18 protein-coding genes are annotated in these 20427 nt (G+C 63.8%); 4 read left to right on the top strand and 14 right to left on the bottom strand.

Translation table 11 applies throughout. The features are described 5' to 3' along the window. Nucleotides 1-25: 25 nt before the first annotated feature. Entirely contained in the window at nucleotides 26-967 is a 942-nt protein-coding gene (gene rsgA, locus PQR67_RS07130; RefSeq protein ID WP_408456296.1) for a ribosome small subunit-dependent GTPase A, read from the bottom strand. Further along, nucleotides 964-2223, bottom strand: coding sequence for a M48 family metallopeptidase (locus PQR67_RS07125; protein ID WP_408456294.1), 1260 nt, complete (start codon nucleotides 2221-2223; stop codon nucleotides 964-966). Before PQR67_RS07125 ends, rsgA begins: the two co-directional genes overlap by 4 nt. 169 nt (nucleotides 2224-2392) lie before the next feature. On the opposite strand from PQR67_RS07125, the gene orn reads away from it, so the two are divergent. After that, nucleotides 2393-3001 carry an oligoribonuclease gene (orn, locus tag PQR67_RS07120; RefSeq protein ID WP_408456292.1) on the top strand — a complete coding sequence of 203 codons (609 nt, stop codon included), beginning with the start codon at nucleotides 2393-2395 and terminating at the stop codon, nucleotides 2999-3001. Nucleotides 3002-3113: 112 nt separating this feature from the next. On the opposite strand, the gene mog is transcribed toward orn, so the two are convergent. Beyond that, complete coding sequence (mog, locus tag PQR67_RS07115; protein WP_408456289.1) at nucleotides 3114-3794, bottom strand: molybdopterin adenylyltransferase; 681 nt, start codon at nucleotides 3792-3794, stop codon at nucleotides 3114-3116. Further along, entirely contained in the window at nucleotides 3775-4386 is a 612-nt protein-coding gene (gene yjgA, locus PQR67_RS07110; RefSeq protein WP_408456557.1) for a ribosome biogenesis factor YjgA, read from the bottom strand. Before yjgA ends, mog begins: the two co-directional genes overlap by 20 nt. Nucleotides 4387-4621: 235 nt before the next feature. Here yjgA and pmbA point away from each other — a divergent pair, with 235 nt between their 5' ends. After that, nucleotides 4622-5992 (top strand): metalloprotease PmbA, encoded by a 1371-nt coding sequence (pmbA, locus tag PQR67_RS07105; protein WP_408456286.1) that lies wholly within the window; start codon nucleotides 4622-4624, stop codon nucleotides 5990-5992. Between the two features lie 168 nt (nucleotides 5993-6160). Here the strand turns inward: pmbA and PQR67_RS07100 are convergent, their stop codons facing one another. From PQR67_RS07100 to PQR67_RS07060, 9 genes are all read right to left on the bottom strand, one after another. Further along, nucleotides 6161-6661 (bottom strand): dihydrofolate reductase, encoded by a 501-nt coding sequence (locus tag PQR67_RS07100; protein WP_408456283.1) that lies wholly within the window; start codon nucleotides 6659-6661, stop codon nucleotides 6161-6163. A 118-nt stretch (nucleotides 6662-6779) separates the two neighbouring features. Next, nucleotides 6780-8183: a sigma-54 dependent transcriptional regulator gene (locus tag PQR67_RS07095; RefSeq protein WP_408456554.1), complete on the bottom strand. Its 1404-nt coding sequence runs from the start codon at nucleotides 8181-8183 to the stop codon at nucleotides 6780-6782. Between the two features lie 234 nt (nucleotides 8184-8417). Next, complete coding sequence (locus tag PQR67_RS07090) at nucleotides 8418-9863, bottom strand: hypothetical protein (protein WP_408456281.1); 1446 nt, start codon at nucleotides 9861-9863, stop codon at nucleotides 8418-8420. Between the two features lie 113 nt (nucleotides 9864-9976). Continuing rightward, entirely contained in the window at nucleotides 9977-10777 is an 801-nt protein-coding gene (locus tag PQR67_RS07085; RefSeq protein WP_408456280.1) for a peptidase C39, read from the bottom strand. 6 nt (nucleotides 10778-10783) lie between these two features. Continuing rightward, nucleotides 10784-11398, bottom strand: coding sequence for a C39 family peptidase (locus PQR67_RS07080; RefSeq protein ID WP_408456277.1), 615 nt, complete (start codon nucleotides 11396-11398; stop codon nucleotides 10784-10786). A gap of 191 nt (nucleotides 11399-11589) precedes the next feature. Continuing rightward, nucleotides 11590-12978 (bottom strand): FapB/FapC family functional amyloid domain-containing protein, encoded by a 1389-nt coding sequence (locus PQR67_RS07075; protein WP_408456274.1) that lies wholly within the window; start codon nucleotides 12976-12978, stop codon nucleotides 11590-11592. Nucleotides 12979-13007: 29 nt separating this feature from the next. Beyond that, nucleotides 13008-13658, bottom strand: a complete 651-nt coding sequence (locus PQR67_RS07070; RefSeq protein WP_408456271.1) for a FapB/FapC family functional amyloid domain-containing protein — start codon at nucleotides 13656-13658, stop codon at nucleotides 13008-13010. Next, a complete protein-coding gene (locus PQR67_RS07065; protein ID WP_408456269.1) occupies nucleotides 13655-14140 on the bottom strand; it encodes a FapA family amyloid fibril periplasmic chaperone in 486 nt (161 codons plus the stop codon). Before PQR67_RS07065 ends, PQR67_RS07070 begins: the two co-directional genes overlap by 4 nt. 62 nt (nucleotides 14141-14202) lie before the next feature. Then, nucleotides 14203-14754 (bottom strand): hypothetical protein, encoded by a 552-nt coding sequence (locus PQR67_RS07060; RefSeq protein WP_408456267.1) that lies wholly within the window; start codon nucleotides 14752-14754, stop codon nucleotides 14203-14205. Between the two features lie 536 nt (nucleotides 14755-15290). Here PQR67_RS07060 and PQR67_RS07055 point away from each other — a divergent pair. Both PQR67_RS07055 and PQR67_RS07050 read left to right on the top strand, forming a co-directional pair. Next, nucleotides 15291-16685: a sigma-54 dependent transcriptional regulator gene (locus tag PQR67_RS07055; protein ID WP_408456264.1), complete on the top strand. Its 1395-nt coding sequence runs from the start codon at nucleotides 15291-15293 to the stop codon at nucleotides 16683-16685. Between the two features lie 140 nt (nucleotides 16686-16825). Then, nucleotides 16826-17797, top strand: a complete 972-nt coding sequence (locus PQR67_RS07050) for a thymidylate synthase (protein ID WP_408456262.1) — start codon at nucleotides 16826-16828, stop codon at nucleotides 17795-17797. A gap of 139 nt (nucleotides 17798-17936) precedes the next feature. Here the strand turns inward: PQR67_RS07050 and PQR67_RS07045 are convergent, their stop codons facing one another. Beyond that, nucleotides 17937-20369: a DUF6600 domain-containing protein gene (locus PQR67_RS07045; RefSeq protein ID WP_408456260.1), complete on the bottom strand. Its 2433-nt coding sequence runs from the start codon at nucleotides 20367-20369 to the stop codon at nucleotides 17937-17939. Nucleotides 20370-20427 lie beyond the last annotated feature (58 nt).

The raw sequence follows: 20427 nt of genomic DNA, 5'->3' as shown, positions 1-20427 counted from the left end.
ATCCATGGGTTGATGGCGACGCGCGTTAACGCACGATCTGGCTGGCTTCGTGCACCAGTTGCGCATAGAGAGTATGCCGTTCGCGCCGGATCCGTCCATCCGCGACCGCTTCGAGAATCGCGCAGCCCGGCTCCTGCAAGTGATGGCAGTTGTAGAAGCGGCAGTTCGGCAGCAATGGCCGGAATTCGGGGAACGCGCGTTCGAGCCGGCCTTCGGTCAGATGATGCAAACCGAATTCCTGGAAACCCGGCGAATCGATCAACGCGCCGCCGTGGCTACCCGGCAAAGGGTAGAGCCGCGTAAAGGTTGTGGTATGCCGGCCGCTGTTCAGCGCGGTCGAGATCTCACGGGTGGCGACTTCGGCATCGGGAATCAGCAGGTTCACCAAGGTCGATTTGCCCATGCCGGACTGGCCGAGCAGCAGCGTCGAGTGGCCTTGCAGATGCTCGAGCAAAGCGGGGCGCGCGGCCTCGGGCTGCGTCTTGATCGACACTTCCACGACCGTATAACCCAACGCGGTATAGCGTTCCAGACGCGCGCGCGCGCCTGCAAGTTCGCCCGCAACGTCGATCTTGTTCAGCACGATCAACGGCTTCAGTTCGTTCGCCTCGGCGGCCACCAGTGCGCGGCCGAGCAGGTCCTCGCTGAAATGCGGCTCGGTCGCGAGCACGATCAGCAACTGATCGAGATTCGCGGCAAACAGCTTCGACTTGTACTGATCCGAGCGATACAGCAGATTGCGACGTTCGCCGATCTCGACGATCACGCCCTGATCGGCCGAGGTCGGCTCGTAAATCACACGATCGCCCACGGCCACCTCGCTGCGCTTGCCGCGGGGGAAGCACTGGAGCATCGGACTGCCGTCTTCCGGCGCGACCAGGTAGTGGCGTCCATGAGCGGCAATCACGAGGCCACCCACGCGCGTGCTGGACGGCGCGCGCGGCGCTTTCGGGGAGCGGCCGCTCATGCGTGCCGCAGCAGGCGGTCGATCCGCTGCGACGCCGGCGGATGCGAATAATAAAACGCGGTGTAGAGCGGATCGGGCGTCAGGGTCGACGCATTGTCCTCATACAGCTTGACGAGCGCGTTGACGAGGTCTTGCGCATCGGTTTGCGTGGCGGCGAAAGCGTCGGCTTCGAACTCGTGCTTGCGCGAGGTGAGGCTGCCGAGCGGGGTGACGAAGAACAGAAACACCGGCAGCGCGAGCAGGAATAACACCAGCGCGAGTCCGCCGTTGCCGCCGAGCAGCGACGGCCGCACGCCCAGCCCCTCGAAGAACCAGACCTGCTGCACCAGCCAGCCGAGCAGGCCGAGCATGACCAGACTAATGGCGAACGCGACCAGCATCCCCTTGAGGATGTGGCGGCGCTTGAAGTGGCCGAGTTCGTGCGCGAGCACGGCCTCGATCTCGTTGCCCGACAGGCGCGCGAGCAGCGTGTCGAAGAAGACGATGCGCTTGGTGGCGCCAAAACCGCTGAAATAGGCATTACCGTGCGCGCTGCGGCGGCTGCCGTCCATTACGAACAGGCCTCGCACTGCGAAGCCACAGCGCTTCATCAATGCTTCGATACGACCGGCAAGCGCCTCGTCCTTGAGCGGCTCGAACTTGTTGAAGAGCGGCGCGATGAAAGTTGGGAAGATGAACTGCACCAGCAACTGGAATCCCACCCACACGAACCACGCCCACAACCACCACAGGCTGCCGGCCCTGTCCATCAGCCACAGCACGACGAACAGCAGCGGCAAGCCCAACACCACGCCGAGCAGCACACCCTTGATACGGTCAGTGACGAAAATGCGCTTGCTCATGCGGTTGAAGCCGAAGCGTTGCTCGACCACGAATTGCCGGTAGTACTCGAACGGCAGATCGAGCAGGCCGGTGATCGCAATCACCGCCGCGACCAGCACGATCTGGCCGACATAACCGCGACCCAGCCAGTCGGAGATCGCCAGATCGAGCGCCTGAACGCCGCCCAGCAGGGTCAGCCCGATCAGAACGGCGGCGCCGACGACGACCTCGATCATCGTCAGCCGTGTGCGTTCGATGGTGTAGTCCGCAGCGCGTTGGTGCGCGGTGAGCGCGATGGTGCCGGAAAACTGGCTCGGCACCTGGCCCCGATGGCCGGCGACGAAGCGGATCTGCCGCGACGCGAGCCACAGTTTGGTGCCGACCATCGCCACGACGGCGACGACGAACAGAACAGTGAAGTACAGGGTGGGCATCCGGGGATTCCGTGGTAACTATGCGAGAATTATATGTTTCTTCCCGCCTGGCGGCGGGAGCGGTAAGCCAAAATCGGCCCAAACCGGCTCAAGCCAATCTCATACGAACAATCGCCGCGGCAAACCTGCTTCCAGTGAAGCGGTGTGCCGGGCCCTCAGGGTTGCCTTCATGACTGACATCCTCGCATCCACCGAACAGCAGCCGCTCGTGCGCAGCGACATGAATCTCGTCTGGCTGGACATGGAAATGACCGGGCTCGAACCGGACACCGACCGCATCATCGAAATCGCCGTGGTGGTGACGAATTCGACGCTCGACCGGCTGGTCGAGGGACCGGTGCTGGCGATTCATCAGAGCGACGAGACGCTCGCCAGAATGGATCAGTGGAACCAGAACACGCATGGCCGCTCGGGCCTGATCGACCGCGTGAAGGCGTCGACGGTGAGCGAAGCCGACGCCATCGAACAGATTCGCGATTTCCTTGGCGTTTATGTGCCGCCTGGCAAATCGCCGATGTGCGGCAATTCGATCTGCCAGGACCGCCGCTTCATGGCGCGCTGGATGCCGGACCTGGAGCGCTTCTTCCATTACCGCAATCTCGACGTCAGCACCCTGAAGGAACTGTGCCGCCGCTGGCAGCCGGCGATCTACAAGGGTTTCCAGAAACGCGCGATGCACACGGCGCTGGCCGACATCCACGAATCGATCGACGAGCTGAAGTACTACCGCGAACACTTCCTGATTCCGGCGGCGCCGGAAGGGGCGGCCGCGGAGTAAAACCGCAGCGGCTCTGAAAACGGCGGCGGTGGAGCTCACGCTGCCGCAGCTTCGCGCGTTGCTAACTGACGGTGCAATAACACGGTGACACGGCGCCTCCGCAGCGTCGACCTCAAGCCTGCCGAGGCGCGCGCACCGCGTTCTTCGGCCGGAACGCCTTCACCACGTCGGCGTTCGTTTCCACGTACGGGCCGCCGATCAGGTCGATGCAATAGGGCACCGCGGCGAAAATGCCCGGCACCTTCACGGCGCCGCCTGCTTCGGTGTCGCGCAAACCTTCCAGTGTTTCCTTGATCGACTTCGGCTGGCCGGGCAGATTGATGATCAGCGCCGCGTGTTGCGCGGTTTCGCGAATCACGGCCACCTGGCGCGACAGAATCGCGGTCGGCACGAAATTCAGGCTGATCTGGCGCATCTGCTCACCGAAACCCGGCATTTCCTTCGTCGCTACCGCCAGGGTCGCTTCCGGCGTCACGTCGCGGCGTGACGGACCCGTGCCGCCGGTGGTCAGCACCAGATCGCAGCCCACTTCGTCGACCAGTTCGATCAGCGTGGCGGAGATCGTGGCGGCGTCGTCCTGAATCAGGCGCGTGAGCACTTGAAACGGCGAGCTCAGAGCCGCGCCGAGCCATTCCTGCAGCGCCGGAATGCCTTTGTCCTCGTACACGCCAGTGGACGCGCGGTCGCTGATCGACACGAGGCCGATCACGATTTCATCCGGAAGCCGACGTGTCGCCCTAGGTGCCGACTCAGTTGCCACCGCAGTCGTCAAATTATGCGTCGCGGTCGTCATCGTCGTCTTCCAGCGCACCTTCTGCAGCGGAATCGGTGTCGGCGGACGGGCCGTCGGCGTTCTTGATCCACTGGAACAGCTCGCGGAAGTAACGCGGCGGCTTGCTTTGCTGCGCTTCCTTGCGGGCGTTGCGGATCAGCGTGCGGCCCTGCTGCGGATCGGCGTTCGGGTGCTGGCGGATGAATTCGGTCAGCGCGGCGTCGTCGGCGAGCAGTTTCTCGCGAGTGCGCTCGATCCAGTGCAGCTTGGCTGTTTCCGCCTTGTTGACGCCGTTATAGGTGTCGAGCGCGGTGCGCAGCGCGGCGGTTTCCTCGTCCAGCAGCGAGCGCATCACGCGCCCGACGTACTGCACCTGGCGGCGCTTGCCTTCGTGATCCGTGATGCGGCGCGCTTCGCGTACCGCGTCGTCGAGCTTTTCGGGCATCGGCATGCGCTTGAGCGCGTCTTTGGGCAGGGCGATCAGCGCCGAGCCCAGTTCCTGCAGCTCGTGCATGTCGCGCTTGAGCTGGGACTTGCTGGGGCGGTCGTAGCCGTTCTCGTCGACTTCCGGCTCGGCGGATTCGATGGGTTGAATGCGGGTTTTGCGTGTCATACCGATATTGTAGCGTGCCGAGCCCTCCGAACCCGCCGTGCTGCCGTGCACAAGGTTTGTGGGCTCAGCGAATGCCAGGTGCAGGTTCGCGTACCTTGCTATGATCGCGGGATGCGTGACTACGCAAATGAGCATGCAACCGGGCACGCAAAAGGCGCGCGCAAAATGCGAGCGCACGTGCGTGGCATGGGCGAACACATAGGGCCGCGCGGCCCCGAACAGGACGGCAACGACAATGGCAGCAGACATGGACGTCAAGCAGCGCTTTTTTCCGCATACCCAGGATGAACTGAAGGAAATCGCCTCGGACATCCTGCGTCACGCGAAGTCGCTCGGTGGCACCGACGCGGCGACCGAGATTTCCGAAGGCGACGGCCTGTCGGTCTCCGTGCGGCGCGGCGAAGTCGAGACGATCGAACACAACCGCGACAAGATGGTTGGCGTGACGGTGTTCATCGGCAACAAGCGCGGCAATGCGAGCACCTCGGACTTTTCGTCGCAGGCTTTGAAGGACACGGTCGCGGCGGCGTACAACATCGCCCGCTTCACGGCTGAAGACGACTGCGCGGGTCTCGCCGAAGCAGACTTGCTCGAAACCGCACCGCGCGATCTCGATCTGTATCACCCGTGGAATCTCTCCGCGGACGAAGCGGTCGAAATCGCCCGCCGCTCGGAAGACGCTGCGTTCGCCACCAGCCCGCAGATCAAGAATTCGGAGGGTGCGAGCGTTTCCGCGCAGCACTCGCAATTCGTGCTCGCCACCTCGCGCGGCTTCCTCGCGGGCTATCCGTACTCGCGCCACTACATCGCGTGCGCGCCGATCGCCGGCAGCGGCCGCAACATGCAGCGCGACGACTGGTACACGTCGACCCGCAGCGCGGCAGACCTGGCCAACCCCGAAGCGGTGGGCCGTTACGCGGCGCAACGCGCGCTGTCGCGCATCGGCGCGCGCGGACTCGACACGCGCAAGGTGCCGGTGCTGTTCGAAGCGCCGCTCGCCGCCGGCATTCTCGGCGCGTTCGTTCAGGCAACCAGCGGCGGCGCGCTTTACCGTAAGACGTCGTTCCTCGTCGACAGCCTTGGCAAGCCGGTGTTTGCGCCGCACATTCAGGTGGTCGAAGATCCGCATGTCGCGCGCGCAATGGGCAGCGCACCGTTCGACGAAGAAGGCGTGCGCACCAAACAGCGTTCGGTGGTGAAAGACGGCGTGGTGGAAGGTTATTTCCTTTCCACGTACTCGGCGCGCAAGCTCGGCATGCAGACCACCGGCAATGCCGGCGGCTCGCACAATCTCTCGCTGCGCAGCTCGAAGACACGTCCGGAAGACGACTTCGAAGAAATGCTGAAGAAGCTCGGTACGGGCTTGCTGCTGACCGAACTGATGGGGCAGGGCGTGAACTACGTGACGGGCGACTATTCGCGCGGCGCGTCGGGCTTCTGGGTCGAGAACGGCAAGATCCAGTACCCGGTCGAGGAAATCACCGTGGCGAGCACGCTGCAGGAAATGTTCCGGCATATCGTCGCGATCGGCGCGGATACGATCACGCGCGGTACCAAGGAAACGGGCTCGGTGCTGATCGAACGGATGACGATCGCGGGTCAGTAAGCGGCAGGGAACCGGGCTAAAAACAGAAACGCCACGCATGCAACTGCGTGGCGTTTTTTTGTGCGCGCGTGGCGGCTGGCGGCACAGGGTAAATGCGCGAATCCTGGCGCCAGAGGCGCGGACCCTGGCCAGAGGCGCGGACTGTCACTCAGACGCGGCGCAACACCCTCATGCACCCTTACGCTTATACGTCACGAACGCGTAGTCGAAATCATTCGGTGCGTCCGCGCGATGCGTTTCATGGTCGACTTCTTCCCATTCGTTTTCGTCGAGATCGGGGAAGGTGGCGTCGCCTTCGAAGTCGGCTGAGATCTCGGTGATGATCAGCTTGTCAGCCTGGCGCAGGCCTTCCGCATACAGTTGCGCGCCGCCGATCAGAAACGCTTCCGGCGCCTGGTCCTGGGCGGCGAGCGTGAGCGCGTCCTCTAGCGTGGTGGCCGCGTCGCAGCCCTGAAAGCGCCGCGTGGCGTCCCGTGTCACGACAATGTTGCGGCGTCCCGGCAACGGCCGGCCGATCGATTCATGCGTCTTGCGGCCCATGATGATGGGCGCGCCCATCGTGGTGCGCTTGAAGAACGCGAGGTCTTCGGGAAGTCGCCAGGGCAACTGGTTGTCGCGGCCGATCACGCCGTTATTGGCGCGAGCGACGATCAGGGTGAGCGTCGTCATCGAATGGAAAGGGGAACGTAACCAGGACGATTCTACCTGAGGCGAAAGACGGCGCCGCTATGTCAGCCGTCCCTCGCCCCGGCGCGCCCAGCCAGGCGCCCCCAACTAGGCGCCCGCCTCACTCATGCGCGGGCTCGTCGGTGGCGAACGCCTCAAGCGACGCCTTCTCGTCGGCGGCGCTCGGATCCCGTAAGCCGTGCTGACCCATCAGCCGGTACAGCGTGACGCGCGAAATGTTCAGATCGATCGCCGCCTCGTTCAGCCGGTGACGATGCCGCAAGAGCGCCGCTTCGATCGCGCGCTTCTCGGCGGCTTCGCGCGCCTGCGAGAGGCTCATGGTCTGTTGCTCGGTGAACTGCGCGAGGTCGAGGTCGTCGGCGGAAATCAGTTTGTTTTCCGCCATCACGATCGCGCGGCGTACCCGGTTGATCAGTTCGCGCACATTGCCGGGCCAGCTGTAGTTGTACATCGCTTCGATCGCCGATGGCGTAAAGCCGCGGATCTTGCGTGCGCTGTCGGTCTTGAACTTGTGCATGATGTGATGCGCAAGAATCTCAATGTCCTTGCCGCGGGCGCGTAGCGGCGGTTCGTCGACCCGCAGCACGCACAGGCGGTGGAACAGGTCGGCGCGGAACCGTCCTTCGCGCATCGCGATCTCGAGATCCACGTGAGTCGCCGAGATGATGCGCACATCCACCTGGATCGATTCGCGGCCGCCGAGCCGCTCGATCTTGCCTTCCTGCAAAAAGCGCAGCAGGCTTGCCTGGCTTTCCAGCGGCAGGTCGCCGATTTCGTCGAGCAGCAGGGTGCCGCCGTCCGCCGCCTCGACCCGGCCGATCTTGCGCTGGTTCGCGCCGGTGAACGCGCCGCGTTCGTAGCCGAATAGTTCGGACTGCAGCAGATGATGCGGAATCGCGCCGCAGTTGATGGCGATGAACGGCGCCTTGCGGCGCGGCGAGCGTTCGTGAATCGCCAGTGCGGTGAGCTCCTTGCCGGTGCCGGATTCACCTGAAATGAACACGCTGGCGTCGGTATTGGCGACTTTGCGGATGGTGCGGAACAGTTGCTGCATCGCTTCGCAGGTGCCGACCATTTCGTCTTCGTCGTCGGCTGCGGCGGGCGTGGCAGGCGCAATCTCGTCTGCATCGCATAACGTCACCATGCCGAATGCGTGACTGGCGAGGTAGTCGATCGTGATGTTGGCCACCGGCGTCTTGACGTAGTCGAAGCAGTAATGGCGGATCAGGCGCCGCACGCCCGGGTCGGCGAGGCGCTCGGGCGTGACGAGCGCGATCCAGCCAATCTGCTGTTGACGCAAGCTCGCTTCGAGCCCGCCAAGGTCGCGCGGGGCGAAGCTGGCGAGGTCGGCGATGCCGGCGCATACCACGTCCGGCTTGAGCAGGCGCGCAACCTCATGCGCCGAGCGGGCTACCATCACGTGCCAGCCGCGGCTTTTCAGATGCGCGCTGAGCGTCTCGTCCGGCGTGCGTGCGACGTATAGCAGTGTCCGCTCGGTCTGCACGTGCGGCAGGCCGCTCCCTTTCGCGGTCGAAGAGGGTTGTTCGTGCGAGCGCTCCACAACGGCCTCCTGAGGGCGCGCCAAAGAGACTTCCGATGGGCGCTCCCCGCGGCCGCCCGTTGCTCGTGTCACAGGACCTTCCTGCGCCCGGGCAATCGACAGATGAGTGCCGGAGGGCGGTGTAACGCTGCTCAGATGGGATGATTCGCGCACGATCAGCCTCGTATCGTTGACACGTCAAAAAGTGTAGGGAAAGCGCACACCGATCACGAAGTTCGGCGTGTCAGGCGTAAGGCCGACCGACACCGAACCGTTGATCGTCAAGTGCTTGTTCACTACGTGATTCAGGCCGAAAGTCAATGCGGCAGCGGTGGTTTCGCTGCCCGGCACCTTCGAATAGGTTCCGCCCGGCGCCTTGGTTTGCGACTCGGGTTCCAGCGCCATCGTGTACGAGATGCTGGCCGAGTCCTTGTCCGAGAACGCCAGCGCGACGCCACCGCCGAACTGCACGACGTCGCCGATCTTGACCGTCGCCGGTTCGGTCTGGCCGACCACCGACGAAATGTCCGAGAACGAGCGGGCAATGTTGTAGGTGTACGAAACGCTGCCGAACAGCACGACCGGGTCGTAGGTCTTCAACACCGACAGGCCCGCCGTGATGTTCCAGAAACCGGTGCCGGTGGGCAGCTTGGTGGGCGCGACGAGATTGGTGTTGTTGGCGTCGACCTGCTGCAGCTTGATGCCGAACGGCGACGAGCCGGTCGGCGCCTTGACGCGCAGGCTGGCGACCAGGTCCGGCAGGCTGTTGGTTTCCTTCAGGATCTGGTAGTAGAGCCCGAAGTTGACGTCGCCAATGTCGCTCGAATTCGCCGAGGCGTCCGAGACCGTATTCGCGGCCCCGCCGGCCCCGCCGACGATGAAGTTGCTGTGCCGGTAGACGTAGGGCACGTCGACGTCGACGCTGATGCGGTCGGTCAGACCGTAGCGCGTATCGAGGTCGGCCATCACCTGGTGCGACTTGGTTTCGCCGAGGTTGATGTTGCCGAGGAAAATCGCATCGAGCGCAAGGAAGCCGGACAGTTGCAACTGGCGGCGGTCGTAGTACGTATCGCTGATCCCCCAGTCCATGGTCAGCTTGTGCTCGAACAGGGGGGTGTGCTGCTGGTTCTGCACCACGGCGTCTTCGGCCTGCGTGCGCACCGGTTGCGCGGCTTTCTGCGTCTGGCCGACCGCGCCGCTGCCGTCGGTTGCGGCCGGCAGGCCACCACCGCTGCCGCCGCCGTTGTCAGGCACCGGCGGATTGACAGGCACGCCCGTCGCGGTACCCGTGGCGCTGCCGGGCGCCGGTGTGCCCGGGTTCACCTGGGCCAGCGGCGGCAGCGGCACAGGCAGGCCGTCAGCGCCGGGTTGCTCGGCGACCGCGGCGTCGCCGGTCGGTTCGCCGTAACCAGGCGCGCCGCGGCCGCGTTGCGCCATCTCGAGATTCGTGACCTGCCGCTCGAGTGAGACGATCTGCTTTTGCTGTTCGCTGACGACACGCATGAGCGTGTTCAGCCGGTCTTCAACGGATTGATCGGCGAGCGCCTGGGCGCTGGCCCCCTGCGATAGCGCAAACAGCATGGCGGCCGCCGGAATGGCCGCTAACGCCATGCGTGGCGTACAGGTCCTTGAGAATCTGATCATTTTTTGTTCCCCCGGTATTCTGACCGCGCGCCGCATGTCTCCCTATGCTTCGTGCGATCGTTTTGGTACTGCTTTGCTACTTGGTCTCCGTCCTGAGCGGGTGGCGGCCCGTGTTATCTCCTTACGCTGTTTTGCAGGGCTTGTAGGACACCCAACTGGCGCAGCATCGAGGCCGACATCTGCTGTGTCTGCAAATGCAGTTGCAACTGGTTGGCGACTTGCTGGTTATTGCCTGCGATCTGCAAGAGTTGGGCGATCGCGTTCGCTTGCTGCGCATTGCCTGGCGCGATGGTTTGGGTGGCGATACCGGCCGGCGTTTGCAGCGCGATCGAAATGCCGCCGTTGGCGAAATTGACGGAGGCGGTCATCGAGCCGTTCGCATTGCTTGCGTTAGCCGAGGTTGCGTTGTTATAGGTGCCGCCCGTCAGGCTGCCGGTCGAGGCGTCGAAATCGATCAGCGCCTGATTGCTGCCGAGGTTGCCGTTGCCGGCCAGCTGGGCGATCTGCGAGACGCCGTTGACCTTGACGTTCTGCCCGCCGCTCGCGCTGGCGTTGTGGTTGGCTCCGCTGCCCGAGGGGCCGGTCGGGCCGGTCACGGAGGCCGATGAATTGAACTGGACGCTCGGCGGGTTGAGCGCGTTGGTGACGATGGCGAGCGCGCCCGAGGCGACAGCGGTGGCGCCGTTGGGCAGTTGCCATTGCGACAGCAGGTTGATGACGACGCCGGAAATGATGTCCCCGACAATACCTTTGCCGGTCTGGTTGGCGAGGACGGTGTCGTCGACGGGTTGCAGCTTGAGGGCGCCGACGTCTTCAAACGCAGTCGACGCCTGCTCGGCAGCCTGCGCGACTGGTGCAAGGCCGCACGTCGTGAAACACAACGCACAGCCAATGGTGAGTAAGTTTCGGTCCATGATGAGTCAGAACAACTCTGCCTTGATCAAACCGTATTCAACAAAGGGAGTCGCAGCGGTGCCGTTTTCCAGCGCACGTTCGCGCAGCTTGAGCGCGAGCGACTCGTTGCCTTGCAAGAGCGGAGAATCCTCCTTGAATGGCTTGCCGATGACCGCGAACACGAGGCCGTTCCACTTCTTGACGAAATCGTCTTCCATGACAATGCGGTTGCCGAGGGCGGGGTCGGCAATGAAGATGCGGCCGTCTTGCGCGTGCTTGACGATGACGAAGTGCTCGTAGCCGTCGCTGTTCATCAGCACGAGCACGGGAATCTGCAGGTGGTAAAGCGCTTCGGCGGTGACGCGGAACCCTCTGCCGCGCAGGCCGATCGTTTCGACGAACTTCTTCATGTCGAGCATCGAGAAGCCGTTCTTGACCACCACCTCAGGTGTCGAAAACACCATCATCCGGCGGATCATTTCGGTTTCAGGAATGTCGATGCCGTAGCCGTACTTCAACAACGTGGCCAGAGCGGCCGAGCCGCAGCTGTAGTCGTAACGCTGCGAAACGATGTGGTTGTAGCGCAGCTCGCGGATCGAGCGCACGTTCATGTCGAACGGCACACCCGCTGCGGCGTTCATGGAAAGGGCACTCTGCGCGTGACCCGTTTGTGACAGCACGAGTCCAGCGAAGAGCGCCGCAAAAACGCCATGCGTTGCCCTGCTCACCCCGAACATGGTCTATCCCCCCCAGGGGAGACAACCGGTCAGCCCGAAGGCTGACCGGTTGTCTTCCTGCTATACAGCTTTAGTTGCTGATTACTGACTACTGATTACTGATGCGACACGCTGGCGATTGCAAGGCCGTTGTGTTGCAGGTTGCCTACACCCGACGCGATGTTCACACCGATGTTGCCGTCAGCGTGGCTAAGCGCACCTGCGCCGAGCAATGCCGAGCCGGTGAACTCACCCGTGACGCCTGCTGCGGCGGTCTGACAGTTCTGGTCCGAGGCGATGACTTCGCCACCTTGCTTGCTGTCATGCCCGTAGCCGGCCTTGCTGCTGTCGGTCGTGGCCGATGCTGCCAGGCTGTTGTTTTGCACGTTGCCCGCACCCGAGGCCACGTTCACGCCGATATTGCCCATTGCATTGGACAATGCCTTTGCGCCGACGGAAGCGACGAAGTTGAAGTCACCCACTTTCGCCGAGCCGCTCGACGACTGGGTCGAGTAGATCTGCGCGCTACCGAACACCGGGCCGACGTCCATGTTCGACAGGGCGGCATCATTGGACTGGGCGTTGTTGACGCCAGTGGCGATGTTGACGCCAATGTTGCCGCTTGCCGTATCCAGCGCGTCCTTGCCGATGCCGGCGGACATCGTCGTCGGCGTTTCGGTGTCGATGTGCTGGGTGATGGAGCCCGTGACGGTGATGGAGCCCTTGTTGTCGTCGTAGTTATGGGCCCAGCCGTAGGCGTGGCTGCCTTCGGAGAAGCTTTCGCTAACCTTGCCGCCATAGCCGCTGCGGGTTTCCGTCGCCGTGCTTTGGCTGGCTGCAGCGTAGCCGCCGTATGCCACACCGTAGCCGGCTGCCTGCGCTTCAAGCCCGGCGCCGAAGTTGCTCGACTCGTGGGTGTTCAGCGCGCCAGCGAAGCCTGCCGCGAGACCGCCGAAGATCACACCGGGGCCGCCGCCGAGGCCGGCGATAAAGCCCGCTGCGAGGAAGCCGTTCGCGGAGACATGCGTGTTCGCATAGTTGTAGCCCTTGACCGAGCCTTCGAAGCCGGTCGCGAAGCCGCCGCCTGCGATGAACGCGGCGCTCGACGAGGCCGAGTTGGTTTGCGTGTTGCTCTTGTCATAGGCCCAGGCGTTGCTGCTATACGACTGGCTCACGCCCCACCCGCCACCGCTGCCGCTTGCATGGTTCCAGCTATCCGTGGTGTTGATTTTGGTGGTCACGGTGCCGGTGGTGTAGGTCTGCGGCGGCGTCTTCATGTCAACGCCGGTGACGCTCACGTTTTGCGTGTTGTTGACCGTGGCGCCGGAGCTGCTCGACACATCCACATGGCCACGCAGCGTGATGAAGCCGAACTCGCCGATGTCCGTATAGATGTTGGTTGCCGTAAAGAGCTCAGCCGGGTCGCAACCGGCCGTGCATTCGGCGTAAGCCGAGCTTGCTGCCATCGTCGACAGGACAGCCGCTGCAATGATAGTGCGCTTCATGATGACGCTCCGATAAAGAGTGTGGCTCGTTAGAAAAAGGTGCCCGCCGGGGGACGGAGCACAAAACTGTTTGAACTGACGTTACCTGAGCCGGCAGTCTGGTTGATCTGGACGATCCCACTGACGTTTTTGAGCGCGTCCGCACCGATAGACACCTCGCGTGCGTCGTGGTTATCGCTAGCCTTTCCCAGGCCACCGCCCTTGGCGGTCGTAGCGGATAGCACCCCATCCGCTACGATCTCCGCTTCAACCGGTCCAGAACCGATTACGGCGCTGTTCCGCTGAAGATTCCCTACACCCGCCGACTGATTCACTTCGATAAGGCCAGAGGTGTTTGAAAATGCGTTGTTGCTGATCGTGCTTTTCGCGGCCGTCGTCTTCGCGTTCGTCGACGCGCTTTGCGAGCTGCCGATCAGATCGAGAGGAACTTGCCCGTTGGTGAGCAGGCCCTGGTTTGCCTGCACGTTGTCGAGTCCCGCTGCCTCGTTGATGGCAACGACCCCGGTCGCACCGTTGGCCGCGCCGTTGCCGATCACCGACAGTGCGTCGACGAGCGCGGGCGGCGTTTGAGCGTGTGCCGCGAGGCTCGCAAAGCCGAGGAACGCACAGACCATCAGCGGCCAGCGTGGCTGCTTGCGTGACGGAAGGCGCTTCGCTGCCGGGGCGTGTGTCATCGTCATTTCATGGCTCCCAAAGCAGCACCGAGGGGGGCGAGGGCACTGTTGACCGACTGGGCGATCGTGCCGCCGATTCCGCCGGCGCCGCCGAAGCTGGCTCCCGCGCCAACCGGAACGGCATTGCCCGCGAGCATGTGCTGAATGCCGTTGGTGCCGACCAGCGCCCCCATGAAGCCGTTGCCGACAATGCCGGAGGCGGCGTGTGCGCTGTTCAGATCGAGATCGCTGGCGGTCGAGCCGAGCGTTGCGTCGAACGCTGCGCTCGGGAAGGTTTGGACCTGCACGGCGATCGGATCCTGGTTCTTCGGCACCGGCACGAACGCATCGCGCGGTGTGATGTCACGCTCGATGATCAGGTTGCCCGGCTGGGTCACCTGCTGCGCGGCGGCACTCGTTACGGCGCCCGCAGCGAGCACGCCGAGCAGCGCGGACAGCAGGGCCGCACGGTGGCGGCTACTACTCGGCATCTGGGTTGAGGCGTTCATGTCAGCTCCTTGCTGGCGGACGATCGGCCGGTACGGTCTTGAGCAGCGTGCGGATCGCCGCGCTAATTTCTCTGGTAGCTCGTGACGTTGCCTTGTGCAGAGCGGGCAACGTCGACGGGAACCGGCAACTGCGACGGCGGGGCAATTTCGTCCCACAGCGTCACGCCGTTGCCACCGCTGTTGAAGTTGCGCATCATCTGCGGGGTGGCCGCGACCATCAACATGCCGCTGAAGCCGCCGCGCTGACTGGACAGCGCCTGATCGTCCAGCACGAGATTGGTCACGGACGCTGCTTCGGCGGGAATGCTCAGCGCGTTGCCGGTCAGATCGCTGCGCGACGTGGCGCTGTCGTTCGTGTCGGCTACCTTGTTGTCTATCGCAGCCGCGCTCGCCGTATGGATGGCCGCCATGTCCGGGTTCGTCACCGCTGCGAGCGTTGTGCTCGCGAGGGTGGCGGAACCGGTATCGGCGGTTTCGGCCATCGTGATGGATTGAGGCAGCGTGAATTCCTGTGCATGGACGCCGGCGGGCAGCACGATCAAGGCCATCGCGGCGGCGCATAGTGCGGTGCCGAGCGCAATGTTGTTCAGGTCGATGCGGAAAGCGAGTCGCATGATGTGTCTCCTTGGTGCACAGCATTTAGCGAAACGTGTGCCATGAGTCGCAATCCGTTGATGCGTCTGGAGGCGACCCGCATTCTGCGGAGAAACAACTGAGAAATCGGACAAAAACGTTTCAGCGCTGAAACGGCAGGCAGAAAATACCTATAATTCGTTAAATATGACGGTATGAACTACCTTCGGGAGAACGCTAGGAAAAGCGCTTCCACTATGCATTTATTCATAAGCTGAATAAATTTCGATCGCCCGTCTGGCCTTGCTGGGCAAGGGGTCCCCGATTAAATTCGCATAATTGTTTTCCAAGCGGCGCGCGTATAGTAAGCTCTCGAAAACAGCTTCAGATTTAAAAAAGCCCGCTAACGGGCCGTCTCAAACACACACGCCGCTTTCTTGGGGATCAGCTGTCCGCACGGAATGGAATGACCGTTCGGGTTTTGCTATTTCGCGAATCCCGGATGAGTCAGCGTGTCTGAACCGCGGTTCAGGTGCGTACGTCATCCTTAACGTTCGTTGACGAGAGGATCTGAATAATGGAACCCGCAACGCGGCAACTGATTTACGTTTCACGCGATCCGAGCGCGGAACTGAATACGCGCTTTCATCAGCGTGGCTGGCATGTCGAAGTCGTGGGGTCGGCGCGCGACGTGCGCCGTGCTGTTCGCGCCGGAATGGCGGCGGGCGGCCTGCTCGATCTGTCTAGCGAATTTCAGCCACACGAAATCGCCGCTTTCGAGTCCTGTCTGACACTGCCGAACGTGGGCTGGGTTGCGGCGACCACACCCGGACAACTGCAGGACGCGGCTTTGCGCCGGCTCGTACGGGACTATTGTTTCGACTATGTAACGGTGCCGTACTCGGGCGACAGGATCGTCGATTCGGTCGGCCATGCATACGGCATGATCTCGCTTGGCGAGCCGGCGTCGAACGACGGGTCGCAAGGCGCTGAAGGCGAAATGGTCGGTTCGTGCGACGCGATGCTCGCGCTGTTCCGTTCGATTCGCAAAGTGGCGATGACCGACGCACCGGTGTTTATCTCGGGCGAATCGGGCACGGGCAAGGAGCTGACCGCGGTCGCGATCCATGAACGCTCGGTACGCCGCAATGCGCCTTTTGTGCCGATCAACTGCGGCGCGATTCCCCCACATCTGTTGCAATCCGAACTATTTGGCTATGAGCGCGGTGCGTTCACCGGCGCCAGTCAGCGCAAGATCGGCCGGGTGGAAGCGGCGAACGGCGGCACGCTGTTCCTCGATGAAATCGGTGATCTGCCGCTCGAAAGCCAGGCGAGCCTGCTGCGTTTCCTGCAGGAACGTAAGGTGGAGCGGCTGGGCGGTCACGGTTCGATCGACGTCGACGTACGCATTATTTCGGCAACGCACGTGGATATGACGGCGGCGATGATCGAAGGGCGGTTTCGCTCCGACCTGTATCACCGTTTGTGCGTGCTGCAAATCGACGAACCGCCGTTGCGTGCGCGTGGTAAGGATATCGAACTGCTTGCGCGGCACATGCTGGAACGTTTCAAGAAAGATGCAAGCCGCCGTCTGCGCGGTTTCGCGCCCGACGCCATCGCGGCGCTGCATAACTACGGCTGGCCGGGCAACGTGCGCGAGTTGATCAATCGGGTGCGGCGCGCCATCGTGATGTCGGAAGGGCGCGCGATCACGGCGCGCGATCTCGAGTTGGCCGAATACGTGGAAATCGTGCCCGTGTCGCTCGCCCAGGCGCGCGAAGCGGCAGAACGTCAAGCCATCGAGCTTGCGCTTCTGCGTCATCGCGGCCGTCTCGGCGACGCCGCACAGGAACTCGGCATCTCGCGGGTGACCCTCTACCGCCTGCTGTGCTCACACGGCATGCGCCATATGGAAGGCGAACCGCTGGCCACGCCGCACGGCGAGTTGCCGGCCTCGGTGCCGCATCTCTGACGAGCTTTTCCGCCGTTATTTTCTCCGCCGCGCGCCCTGACCGGGCGCCGCGCGGCTGCGCTTGTTAAAATCGGGTTTTCCGCTCAATCTCCGTGGCGCATTGTCCTGACCCAAGGGCACGCCGCGTCGAAGGAACCCGCATGAAACAATACCTCGACCTCGTCCGCGCGATTCTCGACACCGGCACGTGGCAGGAGAACCGCACCGGCATCCGCACCATCAGCATGCCGGGCGCCATGTTGCGCTTCGACCTCCAGCAGGGCTTTCCGGCCGTCACCACGAAAAAGCTGGCGTTCAAGTCGGCGGTAGGCGAACTGGTCGGATTTCTGCGCGCCTCACGCAGCGCCGCGGATTTTCGCGATCTGGGCTGCAAGGTGTGGGACGCGAACGCCAATCAAAACCCGCAATGGCTCGCCAATCCGTATCGCCAGGGTCTGGACGACCTCGGCGACGTATACGGCGTGCAATGGCGCCAGTGGCCGGCCTACAAGGTGCTGGACGCAGGGGCCGGCGCGCAATTGGCCGACGCCGCCGCGCGTGGCTTCCAGGTGGTGACGGAGTTCGACGAAGACGGCGGCCGCAAAGTGCTGCTGTACAAAGCGATCGACCAGTTGCGGCAGTGTCTCGACACGATCATGCAGAACCCCGCCGACCGGCGAATTCTGTTTCATGGCTGGAACCCCGCCGTGCTGGACCAGATCGCGCTGCCCGCTTGCCACCTGCTTTATCAGTTCCTGCCGAATGTCACGCGCCGTGAAATTTCGTTGTGTTTGTACATTCGCAGCAACGATGTCGGTCTCGGCACGCCGTTCAATCTGACCGAAGGCGCGGCTTTGCTGCACCTGGTGGGCCGCTTGACGGGTTATACGCCGCGCTGGTTTACCTACTTCATCGGCGACGCGCACATCTACGAAAATCAGCTCGATATGTTGCAGCAACAGCTTACGCGCGAGCCGTACGAAAGCCCGGCCTTCGCGATTTCGGACCGTGTGCCGGACTATGCGAAAACCGGCGTGTACGAGCCGGCATGGCTCGAGAAGATCGAGCCGTCGGACTTCTCGCTGGTCGACTACCGTCATCACGAGCCGCTCACAGCGCCAATGGCGGTCTGAAGCCTGTCTGAATACGGTCGGGGCATCGGCGCGCAGCAGATTACTCAAAGAAAAACCCCCGCGATGTAAATCGCGGGGGTTTTTTCTTGCCGCCTTCCGGCTGCCAAGTTACACGCGCAACTAGCTGCGCGCGTCGCCCTTAGCTTTTGTGGTGCTCGTCACGATTGCCGCTGCTCGAATGCTGCTCCTCATGCTGCGGATGCGGCTCAGGGCGCGGCTGCTGCACCTGTTGCGGACGCGGCTCAGGGCGCGGCTGCTGCGCCTGTTGCGGACGCGGTTCGGGGCGCGGCTGCTGCACCTGCTGCGGGCGCGGTTCGGGGCGCGGCTGTTGCACCTGCTGCGGACGCGGTTCAGGACGCGGCTGCTGTGCCTGTTGCGGCTGCGGATGAGATTCCTCGCGCGGTTGCTGCTGCGCCGGTTGCATCTGCTGCGGCCGGGACTCCTGCGGCTGGGCGTGTACTTCAGGTGCGCGCGGCGGCTGCGCTTCCGGCTGACGCTGAGCCTGCTGCTGCGGTTCAGGACGGCCCTCCGGCTGACGTGCCTGCTCCTGCGGGGCGCCATGTTGCTGCGCCTGCTGGGCCATCGGCGCGTGCGGCTGCGTCCATGCCGGTTCACGCCGTGCTTCCGCGCCAGCTTGCTGGCCCGCTTGCGCCGGCGCACCGTGCTGTTGAGCGTAAGCGTTCGGGTTGGCGCCGTTCGCTTGCGGCGGATGCGGTACGCCATTGGACGGGCGCGCTGCCTCGCCGGGTTGCTCGTGCAGATTGGCCGCTTGCGCCGGCGTGCCTGGGCGGGCTTGCGGCTCGCCGCCGCGTTGCGATTGAACGTTCGGCGCTTCGCCTGGGCGTTGACCGGCCTGTTGCACGCCGTTAGGCGCACCCGGTGCCGCGCCTGGCGTCCGCCCGGCCAAATGCGACTGCACAACGCGCACGTTCTGCACCGGCACGGCCCCTGGAGCGCCCGCCATGTGCGCCGGCACCGAGGTTCGCACGATCGGCTCGCCCGCGCCCGGCACCCGTCCGCCATTCTGCGCAAAACGTTGCGCGAGCGTGTCGTGGTACGCAGCCGGCACGGCCGGCGTGCGCGTGGCAACGACCGGGCGTGCCATCACGGCGGCCGGCGGACGGTAGTTCGCGTTACGCAGACCCGGTCCGAAGCTTTGCTTCACTGGCGCGATCCCCGGGCCACCCGGATTGATCTGCGCGTTGCGCCACTGCTGCGGATTGACCTTCTGCGCGAAGCGGCCAACCGATTGACCTTGCACGAAAGCCGTCGCCGGCACTGCGGTGACGCCACCCGGCGCGCGATAGTTGATGTACGTGTTGTGAATGTTGGTCACATTCACATTCGTCACGTTGATGTTGCGGTTGTAGTTGTTGACGACGGTCGTGTTGTTGACGCGGTTGTAGTAACCCGGGCTCCAGTGGTCGTGGCCGCCCCAGTTCGGATGCCACGGCTCGCCTGGGCCCAGCGGGAACCACGCTACCCCGGCTGCGACAGCGCCGCCGATCGCCAGACTGACACCCCAGTTGACCCCGCCGCCACCGCCGCCCACGAAGGCGACCAGTGCCGGCGCGTAGACCGGCGGCGCGCTGACCACGATCGGACCGGGCACCCACGCCCACGAGTCGTCGACCTGGGCCCAGCGGCCATAGTGGTAAGGCGCGAAACCCCACGGCGCGTCGTCGACCCAGGTCCAGCCCCACGGCGCTTGCCATACCCAATGGCCGTCGTGATAAGGCGCCCAGCCGGCGGGGGTGGCGCGCGGCACCCACACTTCACCGTACTGCGGGCTGCTCTGCCACGTGCCGTTGGCGTCGAGATCCTGATAGCCGGGGATGTCGCGCGACACATAGCGCGCCGACACCGAGCGGTCTTCCGCTGCGTCGCGGCTCGCCGCCCATTGATCGAAGGCGTCGAGGCCGGGTGCGCCGTTGTCGGCGACCTGTTGCAGGTTGGTGCCGGCAAAGCGGATCTGCTGGCCAGCCGAGACCGGCACCTGGCCGCTGTCGCCGTACACGGTCGCGCTGCCGCTGCGCACGGTGACGGTGGTGCTGCTGCCGTCCGGCGCGACGTCGACGCGATAGTCGCCAGGACCGTTCAGGCCGAGCGCCAGGTTTGGCGTGTCGATTTCATAAGAGGAGCCCGGCGCCAATTCGCGCACCCGCGCCGACAACGTGCCTTGCGCGACCTTCAACTGCGCGCCGTTGTCGTCGAGATTGAGGATGTCGAGGCTGGTGGACTGGTCGAGGCGCACCGCAGTCGAGCCGATATGCAGTTCGGAGCGCGCATTCTGATCGTTCCACAACTGATCGCCGGTGGTGAGCGGACGATTGATTTGTGCGTACGACCAGTCGGTTGCGCCGGCCGGTTCGGTGGTCACGGCGCCGGCCGTGTAGTTCAGACGCGCCACGCGCCCCGGCGGATCGGTATTTTGCGTCGCGGCGCCCGGCGGCGCCTGTTCGGCTTCCTGCGCAAAGGTGGCTTGCGCGGCGAACAGAAATGCCGCGGCGGCGATCAGCGTATAGCCGGTCATCCGGCGTTTCGAGTGTTGGGGTGTGGTCACTGTTCTCATGGTTTATCTCCGACGGACGCGGCATTGTGCAGCATCCGTGAGAACGACTCTACCCGTA

The sequence above is a fragment of the Paraburkholderia fungorum genome (assembly GCF_046026025.1).
Classification (GTDB): Bacteria; Pseudomonadota; Gammaproteobacteria; order Burkholderiales; family Burkholderiaceae; genus Paraburkholderia; species Paraburkholderia fungorum_E.
This window is presented reverse-complemented; position numbering and strand designations above follow the sequence as displayed.

Excerpts from the sequence above, each read along its gene's own strand:
- rsgA (WP_408456296.1), bottom strand. The coding sequence starts at position 967 with ATGAGCGGCCGCTCCCCGAAAGCGCCGCGCGCGCCGTCCAGCACGCGC.
- PQR67_RS07125 (WP_408456294.1), bottom strand. The coding sequence starts at position 2,223 with ATGCCCACCCTGTACTTCACTGTTCTGTTCGTCGTCGCCGTCGTGGCG.
- orn (WP_408456292.1), top strand. The coding sequence starts at position 2,393 with ATGACTGACATCCTCGCATCCACCGAACAGCAGCCGCTCGTGCGCAGC.
- mog (WP_408456289.1), bottom strand. The coding sequence starts at position 3,794 with ATGACGACCGCGACGCATAATTTGACGACTGCGGTGGCAACTGAGTCG.
- yjgA (WP_408456557.1), bottom strand. The coding sequence starts at position 4,386 with ATGACACGCAAAACCCGCATTCAACCCATCGAATCCGCCGAGCCGGAA.
- pmbA (WP_408456286.1), top strand. The coding sequence starts at position 4,622 with ATGGCAGCAGACATGGACGTCAAGCAGCGCTTTTTTCCGCATACCCAG.
- PQR67_RS07100 (WP_408456283.1), bottom strand. The coding sequence starts at position 6,661 with ATGACGACGCTCACCCTGATCGTCGCTCGCGCCAATAACGGCGTGATC.
- PQR67_RS07090 (WP_408456281.1), bottom strand. The coding sequence starts at position 9,863 with ATGATCAGATTCTCAAGGACCTGTACGCCACGCATGGCGTTAGCGGCC.
- PQR67_RS07085 (WP_408456280.1), bottom strand. The coding sequence starts at position 10,777 with ATGGACCGAAACTTACTCACCATTGGCTGTGCGTTGTGTTTCACGACG.
- PQR67_RS07080 (WP_408456277.1), bottom strand. The coding sequence starts at position 11,398 with ATGAACGCCGCAGCGGGTGTGCCGTTCGACATGAACGTGCGCTCGATC.
- PQR67_RS07075 (WP_408456274.1), bottom strand. The coding sequence starts at position 12,978 with ATGAAGCGCACTATCATTGCAGCGGCTGTCCTGTCGACGATGGCAGCA.
- PQR67_RS07070 (WP_408456271.1), bottom strand. The coding sequence starts at position 13,658 with ATGACGATGACACACGCCCCGGCAGCGAAGCGCCTTCCGTCACGCAAG.
- PQR67_RS07065 (WP_408456269.1), bottom strand. The coding sequence starts at position 14,140 with ATGAACGCCTCAACCCAGATGCCGAGTAGTAGCCGCCACCGTGCGGCC.
- PQR67_RS07060 (WP_408456267.1), bottom strand. The coding sequence starts at position 14,754 with ATGCGACTCGCTTTCCGCATCGACCTGAACAACATTGCGCTCGGCACC.
- PQR67_RS07055 (WP_408456264.1), top strand. The coding sequence starts at position 15,291 with ATGGAACCCGCAACGCGGCAACTGATTTACGTTTCACGCGATCCGAGC.
- PQR67_RS07050 (WP_408456262.1), top strand. The coding sequence starts at position 16,826 with ATGAAACAATACCTCGACCTCGTCCGCGCGATTCTCGACACCGGCACG.
- PQR67_RS07045 (WP_408456260.1), bottom strand. The coding sequence starts at position 20,369 with ATGAGAACAGTGACCACACCCCAACACTCGAAACGCCGGATGACCGGC.